A 14,915-nucleotide genomic window follows, 5' to 3' on the forward strand; every position below is an offset into this window, starting at 1 on the left:
CGATGCGTTCCATCAGTCGCCGAATTCCTTGTCGATCAGGTCGAAGAGTTCGTCGTCCGTGACGGTCTCGATGTCGTCGTCGGAGACGGCGGACTTGTCGGGGCCATCGGGGCCGTCGGGGCGGCCGTGCGCGTACGGACCGGTGGCGGGGCTCGCGCCCAGGAGAACGGCGCGCAGCTGCTCCTGGACCCTGGGCCACTCGGTGTCGGAGGTCCTGGCGGCGGAGAGCCGCGTCCACAGCTCGTCGAACTCCCCTGCCGTGAGGGCCGTCGCCGTCGTCGTCCCGTGCGCTGCGGCCGGTGTTCCGGGGCCGTCGCCGCCGGGCAGGCGTTCGCCGAGGTGGCGGGCGAGGAGTTCGGGGGTGGGGAAGTCGAAGACAAGGGTGGTGGGCAGGCGCAGTCCGGTCGCGCCGTTGAGCCTGTTGCGCAGTTCCACGGAGGCCAAGGAGTCGAACCCGGTCTCCTTGAAGGCGGTCTCCGGGTCGACCGCCGTGGCGTCGGGGTGGCCGAGGACCTCGGCGACGTGGGTGCGCACGAGGACGCTCAGCTCCTGGTCGCGTTCCGTGCCGGACAGGCGTGCCAGGCGGTCGGTGTAGGTCTCCGCGGTCGGGGCGGCGGCGGGGGCCGGTGCGGCGGCGCGGCGCGGCGGCGCGGGGGCCAGGGCGCTGAGCAGGGCAGGAGGCGGGCCGTCGACGGCGCGCAGCGCGGCCATGTCGAGTGCGGCGGGCACATGGACGGGGTCGGTGTCGGGGCCTGCGGCGAGCGCGGCGTCGAAGAGGGCGAGGCCGTCCTCGGTGTCGAGGGGGCGGATGCCGAGCCGGGCGAGGCGTGCCACGGCGCCGTCGTCGAGGTGGGCGGTCATGGTGCTGCGGTCGGCCCACAGTCCCCAGGCGAGGGAGAGCGCGGGCAGGTTCTGGGCGCGGCGGTGCTGGGCGAGGGCGTCGACGAAGACGTTTCCGGCCGCGTAGCCGGCCTGCCCGGCGGTGCCGAGCGTTCCGGCGGCGGCGGAGAACAGGACGAAGGCGGCGAGGTCCTGGCCCCGGGTGAGGGTGTGCAGGTGCAGGGCGGCCTCGGCCTTGGGCCGCAGGACGGTCTCAAGACGCTCGGGGGTGAGTGCGGCCAGGACGCCGTCGTCGAGGGCGCCCGCGGCGTGCACGACGGCGGTGAGCGGGTGGGCGGGGGGTACGGCGGCCAGGAGGGAGGCGAGCCAGTGGCGATTGGCGGCGTCTCCGGCGGCGAACTCCACGTGGGCGCCGAGCTGTTCGAGGTCGGCGCGCAGGGTGTCGCTGCCCGGTGCGGCGGCGCCCCTGCGGCTGACGAGCAGCAGTCGGCGGGCGCCGTGCGCGGTCGCCAGGTGGCGGGCGAAGAGCCCGCCGAGGGTGCCACTGGCGCCGGTGACGAGGACGGTCCCTTCGGGGTCGAGGGGGCGGTGCGGCAGGCCGGTGGTGGCGGGTGCCTTGGTGAGGCGGGGTACGAGGACGGTGCCCCGGCGGAGGGCGAACTGCGGTTCGTCGGGGGCGGCCGCGGGCAGTACGGCGAGGTCGTGGTCGGCGGGGACGTCGGCGAGGACGAGGCGGCCGGGATGTTCGGTCTGGGCCGATCGCAGCAGGCCCCACAGGGCGGCGCCGGTCAGGTCGGTGACGGGTTCGCCGGGGGTGGTGGCGAGGGCGCCGCGGGTGAGGACGACGAGGCGGGCCGTGTCGAGAGCGTCGTGTGCCAGGAACTCCTGGACGAGGGCCAGTCCGGCGGCGGCCGTGCGGTGCAGGGCGGCGCTGTCGGTGTCCTCGGGCGCGGTGGGCGGGAAGTGCGCGACGAGGGTGTCGGGCAGGGGCGTCGCCGCGTCGGAGGTGGCGTCGAGCAGGGCGCTCAGGTTGGGGTGGGCGGGAGCGTCGAGGGCCGCGAGGGGGGCGCCGACGACGACGGCGCGCCTCGTGGTGGCGGTGGCCTGCCGTTGCGGCAGCGGGGTCCAGGCGACGTGGTGGAGGTTGTGGTGTCCCGGGCTGCGGTCGGCGGCGCGGACGACGTCGGCGGACAGGGGGCGCAGGGCCAGTGCGTCGATGGTGACGACGGGCTGACCGGCGCTGTCGGTGGCGTGTACGGACACGGTGGCCGGGCCCGCCGGCTCGATGCGTACGTGCAGGTGGGTGGCGTGGTGGGCGTGGAGGCTGACTCCGGTGAAGGAGAACGGCAGCAGGCCCTGTCCGGTGTCGCCCTCCAGCGTGCCGAAGCCGACCGGGTGCAGGGCGGCGTCGAGGAGGGCGGGGTGGGCGGCGAAGCCGTCGGTGCCGCTGTCCTGGGCCGTCGGCACGGCGTCGGCGCGGACTTCGGCGTAGAGGGTGTCGCCGTGCCGCCAGGCCGCGTGCAGGCCGCGGAAGGCGGGGCCGTAGTCGAGGCCGTTGCTGGTGAAGCGTTCGTACAGCTCGGTGAGGTCGAGGGGTTGGGCGTCGGCGGGCGGTACGGCGGCGGGGGTGTCCGCGTCAGCGTTCTGGGGGGCGGTCCTGCCGGCCGGGCCGACGAGGCCGACGGCGTGGCGGGTCCAGTCGGTGGCGCTCTGGGGGCGCGAGTGGACAGCGACGGTCCGCTGTCCGTCCTCTACGGGGGCCCCGACGGTCAGCTGGAGGCACAGGGACTCGGTGTCCGATTCGGGCAGGACGAGGGGGGTCTCAAAGGTGAGTTCGTCGACGTGCACGCAGCCCACCCGGCTCGCGGCGTGGAGGACGGCTTCGAGCAGGGCGGTGCCGGGCAGAACGATCCGGCCGGCGACGCGGTGGTCGGCCGGCCAGGCGTGGTCCGCCGTGCCGAGGCGGCCGGTGAGCAGGAGTCCGTCGCCGTCGGCGAGCCGGACGGCCGCGCCGAACAGCGGGTGTCCGGTGCCCTGTTCTTCTGCGGCGGGCTTGCCAGCCGGTGCGGTCGCGAGCCAGTGGCGGGTCCGCTCGAAGGGGTAGGTGGGCAGGTCGGGGCGGGGATGCGGGCCGGGGCCGTAAAGCGCGTCGGGCGCGGCGGCGTGGCCGTGGACGTGGAGGGTGGCGAGGGCCTTGGTGAAACTGTCGCTCTCGTCGGCGGTGCCGGTGAGGGCGGGCACGAAGACGGACGCGGCGGTGCCGCCCTCGTCGGGTACGCAGTCCTGGGCTACGGCGGTCAGGACGCCGCCCGCGCCGAGTTCGAGGAACGTTCCCATGCCGTGGCGCAGGGCGGTGCGTACGCCGTCCTGGAAGCGCACGGCGGCACGGGCGTGCTCCACCCAGTACTCCGGGGAGCGCAGCCGCTCGGGGTCGGCGAGGCCGCCGGTGACGTTGGAGACGAGAGGGATGCGGGGCTCGGCGAACCGGAGGCCACGGGTGACGTCGCGGAACTCGTCGAGCATGGCGTCCATGTGCGGCGAGTGGAACGCGTGCGAGACGCGGAGCCTGCGGATGCGGCGCCCCTGGGCCGCCCAGTGCGCGGCCTGCGCTTCGACGGCCTCGCGGTGGCCGGAGACGACGGTGGCGCGTGGTCCGTTGAGCGCGGCGATGGAGATGCGTGCGGGATCCTCGGCGACGAGCGGGGCGACCTCGTCCTCGGTGGCCTCCACGGCGAGCATGGCGCCGTCGCCGGGCACGGACCGCATGAGCCTGCCGCGGGCGGCGACCAGGGTGCAGGCGTCGGCAAGCGGGAGCACGCCGGCCACGTGGGCGGCGGCCAGCTCGCCCACGGAGTGGCCGAGCAGCAGGCCGGGCCGGATGCCGTACGTCTCGACGAGCCGGAACAGGGCGACTTCGAGGGCGAACAGGGCGCTCTGCGTGTAGTCGGTCCGGTCGAGGAGTTCCGCCTCGACCGTGCCGTCGGCGGCCCAGAGCACCTCGCGTACGGGCCGTTCCAGATGCGGGTCGAGTTCGGCGGTCACCGCGTCGAGTGCCTCGGCGAAGGCCGGCTGGTCCGCGTACAGGCCGCGGCCCGCGCCCGTTCGCTGGCTGCCCTGGCCGGGGAAGAGGACGGCGAGCCCGTTCTCGGCGGCCCGTCCGCGGACAGTGTCCGGTCCGTTCTCGCCCCGGGCGAGGGCGGCGAGGGCCGCGGCGAAGTCGTCGTGGCCGCGGCCGAGGACGACGGCGCGCTGGTCGAAGGAGGCGCGGGTGGTGGCCAGGGCGTGGCCGACGCCGGTGACAGGGAGTCCGCGTCCTTCGCCGGCGAGCCAGGCGTGGAGGTCGGCGGCGCGGTGCCGCAGCGCGGCCCCGGTCTTGGCGGTGAGCGGCCAGGCGACGAGCCGCGTGGATGCCCGCGGGTGGGCCGGTACGGGTCCCGGGGCCGATGCGGATCCCGCGTCCGGCGCCTCGACGGGGCCCTCGGCGGGCGCCTGTTCGAGGATGACGTGCGCGTTGGTGCCGCTGATGCCGAAGGAGGACACCGCCGCGCGGCGGGGCCGGCCCGGGGTGTCCGGCCAGTCGGCCGCCTCGGTCAGCAGCCGGACCGCGCCGGACGCCCAGTCGACCTGCGGGTTGGGCTCGTCGACGTGCAGGGTCGGCGGGAGGACGCCGTGCCGCATGGCCTCGATCATCTTGATGACACCGCCGACACCGGCGGCTGCCTGCGCATGGCCGATGTTCGTCTTGATGGAGCCCAGCAGCAGGGGCCGTTCGGATGGGCGCTGCCCATACGTGGCGAGCAACGCCTCGGCCTCGATGGGGTCGCCGAGCGCGGTGCCGGTGCCGTGCGCCTCGACGGCGTCGATGTCGCCGGGCCGCAGTCGCGCGTCGTGCAGGGCCTGGCGGATGACTCGCTGTTGGGAGGGGCCGTTGGGCGCGGTGAGGCCGTTGGAGGCACCGTCCTGGTTGACGGCGCTGCCACGCAGCACGGCGACGACCGGGTGGCCCTTGCGGCGGGCGTCGGAGAGCCGCTCCAGCAGCAGGAGGCCCGCGCCCTCGGCCCAGGCGGTGCCGTCGGCGCCCGCGGCGAAGGCCTTCACACGGCCGTCGGGGGCGAGGCCCTGCTGGCGGCTGAACTCGACGAACACCCCGGGCGTCGCCATCACGTTCACCCCGCCCGCCAGGGCCAGACCGCATTCGCCCGAGCGCAGGGAGCGTACGGCGGAGTGGAGCGCGACCAACGACGACGAGCAGGCCGTGTCGATGGTCAGGGCGGGGCCCTCGAAGCCGAAGGTGTAGGCGATCCGCCCGGACAGGACGCTGCCCGCGCTGCCGGTGAGCACGTATCCGGCGACGTCCTCGGGGGCGTCGTGCAGCCGCGGCCCGTAGTCCTGGTGGGAGGCCCCGACGAAGACGCCGGAGTCCGTGCCGCGCAGGGTGCCCGGGTCGATGCCGGCACGCTCCAGCGTCTCCCAGGCGATCTCCAGCAGGAGGCGCTGCTGGGGGTCCATGGCGGCGGCCTCGCGGGGCGCGACCCCGAAGAAGGCCGGGTCGAAGTCACCGGCCCCGTAAAGGAATCCTCCGCTGTGCACGGCGGAGACGCCGGGGCGGTCCCGGTCGGGGTGGGAGAGGGCCGCGAGGTCCCAGCCGCGGTCCGTGGGGAAGCCGGAGATGGCGTCGCGGGCCTCGTGGACGAGTTCCCACAGCTCCTCGGGCGTCCCGGCTCCGCCCGGGTAGCGGCAGGCCATGGCGACGATCGCGATCGGATCGTCGGTCATGGTGTCCGGGGTGTGCGTGTCGTCGCGGGCGGTCGCGTCGGAGGTGGCGTGCCCGTCCGCGGGCGCGGTGAGCGCGCACAGGTGGCGGGCAAGCGCCTTCGGCGTGGGGTGGTCGAACAGGACGCCGACAGCCAGGCGCTGCCCGGTGTCCGCGGAGAGGCGGTTGCGCAGCTGGACGGAGGCGAGGGAGTCGAATCCCTGCTCGCGGAAGGGCACGGCGGCCCGCACGGAGTCGGCCGAGCGGTGGCCGAGGACCGCGGCGGCGAGGTCGCGCACGAGGTGCAGCGCGATCCGCTCGCGTTCGGCGGCCGGGGCGTCCGTGAGGGCGGACGGGCGGGACCCGTCCGTGGTGCCGGCCCCGCTGTCGCGGGGCGCCGGGACCGGGGCGGCCACCTCGTCGAGGAGCCGGTTGGGGCGGGTGCCGCGGACCATGTCCGCGAACCGGTCCCAGCGCACGTCGGCGAAGGTCACCGCGGTCTCGCCGCGGCCGACCGCGTCGTGCATCGCCGCCAGGCACTCCTGGGCGTCGAGCGGGGCCAGCCCCCGGCTGAGGAGCCGTTCGCCGACGTCACCCTCGGCGGCCATGCCGTCGCCGGACCACGGCCCCCAGGCCAGGGCCGTGGCGGGCAGACCGGCGGCGCGGCGGTGGGCCGCCAGGGCGTCGAGGTAGGCGTTGGCCGCGGCGTAGCCGCCCTGGCCGGGGTTGCCGGTGACGCCCATGACGGAGGAGAACAGCACGAAGGCGGTGAGCGGCAGGTCCCGTGTCAGTTCGTGCAGGTGGTGCGCGGCGTCGGCCTTGGCCCGTGCCACGGCACGGAACCGCTCGGGGGTAATGGTCGCCATGGTGCCGTCGTCGACGACGCCCGCGACGTGATACACGCCGGTGAGCGGGTGTTCGGCCGGTATCATCGCGAGCACGCCGCGCAGGGCGTCGCGGTCCGCCACGTCACAGGACGCGTACGTCACCAGGGTGCCGAACTCGGCCAGTTCCGCGGCGAGTTCGGCGGCCCCGGGTGCCTGCGCGCCCCGGCGGCTCAGCAGCAGCAGACGGTCCGCGCCCTTGGCGGCCAGGCTGCGTGCGACCTCGGAACCCAGCGCGCCGGTGCCGCCCGTGACGAGGACGGTCCCGGTGGAGTTACTGGTGGCGGTCTCCGGGCCCGTGACGGTCTCCGGGCCGGTGGCGGTCTCCGGGCCGGTGGCGGTCTCCGGTACTCGGACGAGTCGTCGCGCGAAGATCCCGGAGGTGCGTACGGCGCACTGGTCCTCCGGTCCCGCTTCCGCGACGAGGGCGCGCAGGCGGCGTGCCGCACCCTCGTCCAGGGTTTCGGGCAGGTCGATGAGCCCGCCCCAGCCCAGCGGGTATTCGAGGCGCGCGACGAGCCCCAGGCCCCAGACGGCGGCTTGTTCGGGGCAGTCCGTGCCTTCGGTGCGCCTGGTGGCGACGGCGCCGCAGGTCAGCAGGAACAGCGGTGCGTCGGTCTCCAGGTCACCGAGCGCTTGGACGAGGGCGAGGGTCCGGGCCGCGCCTTCGGTGAGCGTGGCGCCGCCGTCCGGGACGGTGCCGGGGAACGCCAGCAGCGACACCACTGCATCGACGGCGCCCGCCGCGGTCTCCGCCCGCAGTGCCTCCGCCAGGTCGGCGCGGCCGGCCGCCACGTCCACCTCGAGGACCCGTACGATCGCGTCGCCGTGCGCCAGCGCCCCGGGTACGGCCAGCGCGGCCTCGGAGGCGAGTCCGGCGGGCACCACCACGAGCCACCGCCCGGCCGTGGAGACGGCGGGCTCGGCGACGGGGGTCCAGGAGACGCGGTACCGCTTGCCGTTCACGGCAGTGCCGTCGGGCGATGGGGAGGACGCGAGCCAGTAGCGGCTGTGCTGGAAGGCGTAGGTGGGGAGAGCGACGCGGCGGGCGCCGGTACCGGCGAAGAACGCCGACCAGTCCACTGTGCCGCCGTGGGCGTGGAGTTGACCGAGCGCGGTGACGAGGTTCGTCGCCTCGTTGCGGTCCTTGCGCAGGACCGGAACGAAGAGGGCGTCCTCGGCGTCGGTGAGGGTGGACTGCGCCATGGCCGACAGGACACCGTCCGGGCCCAGTTCGACGAACCGGGTGACGCCCTGGGCGTGGAGAGTCTGGACGCCGTCGGCGAAACGCACCGCCTCACGAACATGCCTCACCCAGTACTCCGGAGTGGACAACTCCGGACCCGCGACCCCACCGGTCAGGTTCGACACGACCGGGATACGCGCGGTCTCATACGACAGCGAGGCCGCGACCGTACGGAAGTCCTCCAGCATCGGCTCCATACGAGCCGAGTGGAACGCGTGACTGACCGACAGCCGCTTGACCCGCGCACCCTGTTCGGCGAGTACCGCGGCGACCTGCTCCACCGGAGCCTCATCGCCGGAGATCACCACCGCACGCGGACCATTCACCGCCGCGACCGACACACCCTCGACCAGAGCCGCACGGACCTCATCCTCAGCCGCCTCGACCGCGACCATGGCCCCGCCCTCCGGCAGGGCATCCATCAAGCGTCCGCGAGCAGCAACCAGCACGCACGCGTCATCGAGGCCCAGCACACCGGCCACGTGCGCAGCGGCGACCTCACCCACCGAATGGCCGAGGAGGGCGTCCGCATGTACGCCCCACGACTCGACAAGCCGGTACAGGGCAACCTCGACCGCGAACAGAGCAGCCTGCGTGAACCGCGTACGGTCCAGAACAGCATCCCCGTCGAAGACCACGTCCTTCAGCGACCGCCCCAGCCCACCGTCGAGACGAGAGCACACCGCGTCAAAGGCCTCCGCGAAGACCGGATACGCGGCATACAACTCCCGCCCCATACCGGCCCGCTGAGCCCCCTGCCCCGTAAACAACAACCCCAGCCGGCCCCCCGTCACCGGCCCCGCCGCACGCACGTCACCCAGCCCGGCGACCAGCTCATCCCGCGACGAACCCACCACCACAGCGCGCTGACGCAGCGTCGAACGAGTCGTCGCCAGGGACAGGGCCACGTCCAGTGGACGCAGGACCTCCCGGTCCCGCACGAAGGCGGCGAGCCGTTCCGCCTGGGCCCGCAGCGACGCGTCCGACTCGGCGGACAGGATCCACGGCACGGTGGGACCGTCCGCGACGGGCAGCGCCTCGCTCGCCTCGGGCACCGTGGCAGGCGGCGCCTCCTCGATGACTGCATGGGCGTTCGTGCCGCTGATGCCGAACGATGAGACGGCGGCCCGGCGCGGCCGCCCCTGGGCGTGCCACGGACGGGGCTCAGTCAGCAGTTCGACGGCACCCGACGACCAGTCGACGTGCGGCGTCGGCTTGTCCACGTGCAGGGTCCTGGGCAGGACGCCGTGCCGCATGGCCTGGACCATCTTGATGACACCGATGACGCCGGCGGCGGCCTGCGTGTGGCCGATGTTCGACTTGATCGAGCCGAGCCACAGCGGCCGCCCCTCGAGGCGTCCTCGGCCGTAGGTGGCAAGGAGGGCGCGGGCCTCGATCGGGTCCCCGAGCGTGGTGCCCGTGCCGTGCGCCTCGACCGCGTCCACGTCGGCGGGCGCCAGGCGCGCGGCGGCGAGGGCATCCTGGATCAGGCGCTGCTGCGCCGGTCCGCTGGGCGCCGTCAGGCCGTTGGAGGCACCGTCCTGGTTGACCGCGCTGCCACGGATCACGGCCAGCACCTCGTGCCCGTTGCGCACGGCGTCCGAGAGCCGTTCCAGGACCAGCATGCCCGCGCCCTCGGCCCAGCCGGTTCCGTCGGCGGCGGCGGCGAACGGCTTGCAGCGGCCGTCCGTCGCGAGGCCGCCCTGGCGGCTGAACTCCACGAACATTCCGGGGTTGGTCATCACCGTGACGCCGCCCGCGAGCGCCAGCGTGCTCTCGCCTCGGCGCAGGGATTGGCAGGCCAGATGGAGCGCGACCAGCGACGACGAGCAGGCCGTGTCGACGGTGAGCGCGGGGCCCCGCAGTCCGAAGGTGTAGGCGATCCGGCCCGAGGCGACACTGGTCGTGGTACCGGTCAGGACGTATCCGCCGACTTCGTCGGACGATTCGTGCATCCGGGGCCCGTAGTCCTGCGGGATCACCCCGACGAACACGCCGGCGTCATGGCCACGCAGGGACGAGGGTGCGATGCCGGCCCGTTCCAGGGCCTCCCAGGACGTCTCCAGGAGGAGGCGCTGCTGCGGGTCCATGGCCAGCGCCTCGCGCGGGGAGACACCGAAGGGCTCGGCGTCGAACCAGGGCGCCTCGTGCAGGAATCCGCCGGCGCGGGTGGCGGAGGTGTGGCGGCCCTCGGGGGCGAAGAGCCCGTCGAGGTCCCAGCCTCGGTCCTCGGGGAACCCTCCGACGGCGTCCCCGCCCTCGGTGAGCAACTGCCAGAGCTCCTCGGGCGATCGGACACCGCCCGGGGAGCGCACACTCATGCCGACGATGGCGACCGGATCGTCGGCGGCGTCGCCGTGCCCGATGCCGGCGCGGGACACGGCGGACGGTGCCGGTGCGGTGGTGTCCTTCTGTTCGGCGGCGATGTGCTCGGCGAGCGCCTGCGGGGTCGGGTGGTCGAAGAGCAGGGTGGTCGGCAGTTCGAGACCGGTGGCGGAGGCCAGCCGGGTGCACAGTTCGACGCCCATGAAGGAGTCGAAGCCCAGGTCGCGGAATGTGCGGTGGGGCTGTACGCCCGACGGGTCGTCGTACTCCAGGACGTCGGCGGCCTCCGCCAGGGCCAGGGTGAGCACGGCCTGTGCGTCCCGGAGGCCGAGCGGGGCGCCCTCGGCATGGGCCTCCCCGGAATCCGAAGAGCCGAACTCCGAAGAGCCGGGCTCCAGAGAGCCGGGCACCGAAGAAGAGCCGGCCTCCGGTGAGCCGGGCTCCCGCTGCGGCCGCCCGTCGGCCGGCTCCTGCGGCCAATAGCGGCGCCGCTGGAAGGCGTACGTCGGCAGCTGCACGCGCCGCCCGCCCCCGGAAACGGCGCTCCAGTCGATGTCCGCTCCCCGTACGAACAGCCGGGCGGCGGCGGTGAGCGCGACGGTGCTCTCCGGGCGTCCGGAGCGCAGCGCGGGAACCGTGAGCACGTCGTGCGCCGAGGTGCCGCTCGCCGCCGCACAGTCGTGGACCATCGGGGCGAGGGCCGCGGCGGGGCCGAGTTCGAGGAAGGTCGTGATCCCGGCGTCGAGGGCGCTGCGCACGCCGTCGTGGAACCGGACGGCCTCGCGGGCGTGCCGGGTCCAGTAGTCGGCGTCGAGGCACTGGCCGTCCTCGGTACCGTCCACGAGGCGGCCGGTGAGGTTGGAGACGAGCGGGATGCGCGGCGCGTGGTGGCGGATGCCCTCGGCGTGCGCGCGGAACTCCTCGAGCATCGGGTCCATGTGTGCGGAGTGGAAGGCGTGGCTGACGCGCAGTGCGCTGGTGCGGCGGCCCGCCGCGGTCCAGTACCGCTCGGCGTCACGGACGGCACCCGAGTCGCCGGACAGGACGACGGCGCGGGGTCCGTTGACGGCGGCGACGCACAGGGCGCCCTGGTACTGACCGAGCAGGGGGAGGACCTCATCCTCGGTGGCTTCGACGGCGAGCATGGCGCCGCCCTCGGGCAGTTGCTCCATGAGCCGGCCGCGGGCGGCGACGAGGGCGGCGGCGTCCGGCAGGGTGAGGACCCCGGCGATGTGGGCGGCGGTGAGTTCGCCGACCGAGTGGCCGAGCAGCAGGTCGGGCCGCACGCCCCAGTGCTGGAAGAGCCGTACGAGAGCGGTCTGGAAGGCGAAGAGGGCGGGCTGGGTGTGGCCGGTGCGGTCCAGGAGCGCGGCCTGCTCGGTGCCGGGTTCGGCGTGCAGGATCCGGTCGACGGGATGGTCGAGGTGGGGTTCGAGGGCGGCCAGGACCTCGTCGAAGGCGCGGGTGAACACCGGTTGTTCCGCGTACAGTTCGCGGCTCGTCGCGGCTCGCTGGCTACCTTGGCCTGGCATCAGGAGGCAGAGCCCTCCGGTGCCCGCGAGGCCCCGTACGGCCGTGTGCGAGGAGTCGCCTCGCGCCAGGGTGCACAGGGAGTCCAGGGCGGCGGAGCGGTCGTCGGCGAGGACGACGGCGCGGTGCTCGAAGACGGTTCTGGTGGTGGCCAGGGAGTGGGCGACGTCGGCGAGCGAGGCGTCGGGGAGGTGGTCGTGGAGCCGTTCGGCCTGGGCGTCGAGGGCGTCGGCGGAGCGGGCGGTGACGGGCAACGCCATGGTGGCCGCCCGATTCGGGGCGACGCGTGCCTCGTCGTCGGGTGCGGTGCGCGGAGCGCCCTCAAGGACGAGGTGGCAGTTGGTGCCGCCCATACCGAAGGAACTGACGGCGGCGAGCGGGGGACGGCCGGTGTCGGGCCAGCCCGCGGATCGGGTGAGGACGCGCAGGTTCAGCGTGTCGAGGGGGACGGCGGGGTGGGCACGTTCGAAGTTGAGGCTGGGGACGAGGCGGCGGTGGTGCAGCAGCAGTGCGGTCTTGACCAGTCCCGCGATGCCCGCGGCTCCCTCCAGGTGGCCGATGTTGGTCTTCACCGAGCCGACGGGCAGGGGCTGTTCGTCGGGACGGGCGGCACCGAGCACACCGCCGAGGGCGGCCGCTTCGACGGGGTCGCCGGCCCGGGTGCCGGTGCCGTGGAGTTCGACGTAGTCGATGTGGGCGGGGTCGACGCCCGCGTCCTGGTGGGCAAGACGCAGGAGTTCGCGCTGTGCCTCCTCCGACGGTGTGGTCAGAGCGTCGCCGCCGCCGTCGTTGTTGACGGCACCACCGCGGATGACGCAGAGCACCCGGTCGCCGTCGGCAACGGCGTCGCCCAGGCGTTTGAGGACGACGGTGGCACCGCCTTCACCCCGTACGTAGCCGTCCGCACGGTGGTCGAAGGTGTGGCAGCGGCCGTCGGGCGACAGCGCGCCGAAGGCCGCTGCGGTCTCGGTGCCTGCGGGGGCGAGGTTGAGGTGGACTCCGCCGGCGAGCGCGACGGCGGATTCGCCGCTGCGCAGGCTGGTGCAGGCGAGGTGCACGGCGACGAGCGAGGAGGACTGCGCGGTGTCGACGGTGAAGCTGGGGCCGCGCAGTCCGAGCGCGTACGAGACGCGGTTGGCGAGCATGCCGCGGTTGAGGCCGGTGAGTGTGTGCGGGGTGGGCAAGGCGACCGTGGGGCCGGTGAGGGCCGCCCAGTCGTCGGCCATGGCGCCGACGAAGACGCCGACGCGCCGGCCCCGGAGTGCGGGAGCGGTGAGTCCGGCGTCCTCAAGGGATTCCCAGGCGAGTTCGAGCACGAGCCGCTGCTGGGGGTCCATGGCGTGGGCCTCGCGCGGAGAGATCCCGAAGAAGGCCGGGTCGAAGCCGGTCACGTCATCGAGGTGGCCGCCGGGGCGTCCAGTGGTGTCGCCCCGGCTGTGCGGGGCGTCGCCGACGGCGTCGCGGCCGTCGCTCAACAGGCGCCAGAACGCCGCGGGATCGGGGCTTCCTGGCAGCCGGCAGGCAAGGCCAACGACGGCAACGGCCTCGCCGTGGCCGGTGGCTTCCCCAGGTCCTCGACGCGTGCCGGCCGTGCCGGCGCCGCCCTCGTGCATCGTCGCCCCCACGTGGTCCCCGTTCTCCACCTGCGTTCCGCTCCCGTGCCACGGGCGATGCCGGTGATGTATTTCATGAGGAGCGCTGCGCCGAGGCTAGATTTGCGCGACTTGCCCCCCAACCCCTACCACCCCCTGGATCTCCCCTATGGGAATCCGATGGAAGAACGCTCCAGAGAGACTGGAGACCCGCCCGAAAAGAGCCGGAACAAGGAGGCCGAAAGAAAGCACCGACTACGCTGGCCGCATTTGCACTGTTAGTGTTCCAAGGGCCAGTGATGTTCCTTATAAGAGGGCCGCCACGTGAACAAACACATAGCTTTCTTCAATGTGCCCGGACTCGGACACATCACGCCGACCCTCGAGGTGGTCGCCGAACTGGTCCGGCGTGGGCACCGGGTGACCTACCTGGTGGCCGAACCGTACGCGCCGTTCGTCGCGGAGACCGGCGCGCGGGTGGTGCCTTACGCGTCACCGCTGCCGGACGAACCGCCGGCCGCGGTGGTCGACGGCGACGTACTGGCAGGCGTCCCGCTGAAGTACCTGCGCGAGGGCATGCTGGCCCTGGCGAGCGGGGAGCGGGCCCTGGCTGCCGACCGGCCCGATCTGATCGTGTACGACACGACGATGTTCGCGGCCGGGCGGATCCTGGCCCGCAAGTGGGGACTGCCTGCCGTGCGGACGTTTCCCACGCTCGCGGCCAACGAGCATTTCTCGCTCGACACGCTAGTGCCCGAGGAACTGGTCCCGGTGAACCCGAACCACCCCGCTCTGGGCGAGTTCTTCATGACCCTGGTCGGCCTGTTCGCACAGCACGGCATGGCCTCGGTGGACGTGGGGCGTTTCCTCGCGGAGATCGAGGAGACGAACGTTGCGTTCCTGCCCCGGGAAATCCAGATCAGGGGCGAGACGTTCGACGACCGGTTCGTCTTCTCGGGTCCCTGCATCGGCAGCCGGGCATTCGACACGGAGTGGGAATTCCCGTCCGACGGGAAACCGCTGGTCCTCATTTCGCTGGGTACGTCCTTCAACGACAGCCCCGATTTCTTCCGGATGTGCGCACAGGCCTTCGGCGACGTGCCGTGGAACGTGGTGATGACGCTGGGCCGGCGCGGCGATCCGGCAGCGCTGGGACCGCTGCCGCCGAACGTCACGGCCCATCGATGGGTACCGCATCCGGCGGTGCTGCGGAACGCGTCGGCGTTCGTCACGCAGGGCGGGATGGGCAGTGCCATGGAGGCCCTGTACTGCGGAACGCCGATGGTCGTGGTGCCGTCGACGCCCGAGCAGGAAGTGAACGCCCGGCGGCTGGTGGAACTGGAGCTGGCGCGCCGTCAGGACCTGTCGACGGCGACCGGCGAATCCCTACGCGATGCGGTACTCGCACTGGCCTCGGACACCGGCATGGCCGCACGCCTGGAGAAGATGCGCGACGTCGTACGCGGGGCGGGGGGTGCGGTGCGGGCGGCGGACGCCATCGAGGGGCGGCTGTGAGCGCGGCCCGGACGGGCACGTGACCAAGGGGCCTGGTTCCGTCTCGGCGGAACCGGGCCCCTTGCTTGTGCCCTGTGGGTGGTCAGGCCGGTTCGGGCTTGGCCAGGAAGAAGAGGAAGAAGAGGAAGAAGAGACAGAAGGCGAAGAACCAGGCGTTGGAGAAGCCCAGGAGGCCGAGGAGCCCCAGGAGTCCGATCCACCCAAGATGGCGCACGTTCACGATGTAGTCG

The 14,915-nt window shown here is 73.6% G+C and carries 2 protein-coding genes and 1 pseudogene; 1 reads left to right on the top strand and 2 read right to left on the bottom strand.

The annotated features are described in order from the left end of the window. Positions 1-12: 12 nt before the first annotated feature. Positions 13-13,125 (bottom strand): annotated as a pseudogene (locus tag ACGFN2_RS21585) (SDR family NAD(P)-dependent oxidoreductase); the annotation flags it as partial. Between the two features lie 396 nt (positions 13,126-13,521). Between ACGFN2_RS21585 and ACGFN2_RS21590 the strand changes: the two are divergent. Next, positions 13,522-14,685, top strand: a complete 1,164-nt coding sequence (locus ACGFN2_RS21590) for a macrolide family glycosyltransferase (RefSeq protein WP_393362752.1) — start codon at positions 13,522-13,524, stop codon at positions 14,683-14,685. Between the two features lie 82 nt (positions 14,686-14,767). Here ACGFN2_RS21590 and ACGFN2_RS21595 read toward each other — a convergent pair whose 3' ends face one another. Further along, the gene (locus tag ACGFN2_RS21595) at positions 14,768-14,899 is read right to left on the bottom strand and encodes a hypothetical protein (RefSeq protein WP_393362755.1); all 132 of its coding nucleotides are present in this window, start codon (positions 14,897-14,899) and stop codon (positions 14,768-14,770) included. Between the last annotated feature and the right edge of the window lie 16 nt (positions 14,900-14,915).

Origin of the sequence: Streptomyces sp. NPDC048612 (assembly GCF_043199295.1) — a bacterium.
Taxonomy (GTDB): domain Bacteria; phylum Actinomycetota; class Actinomycetes; order Streptomycetales; family Streptomycetaceae; genus Streptomyces.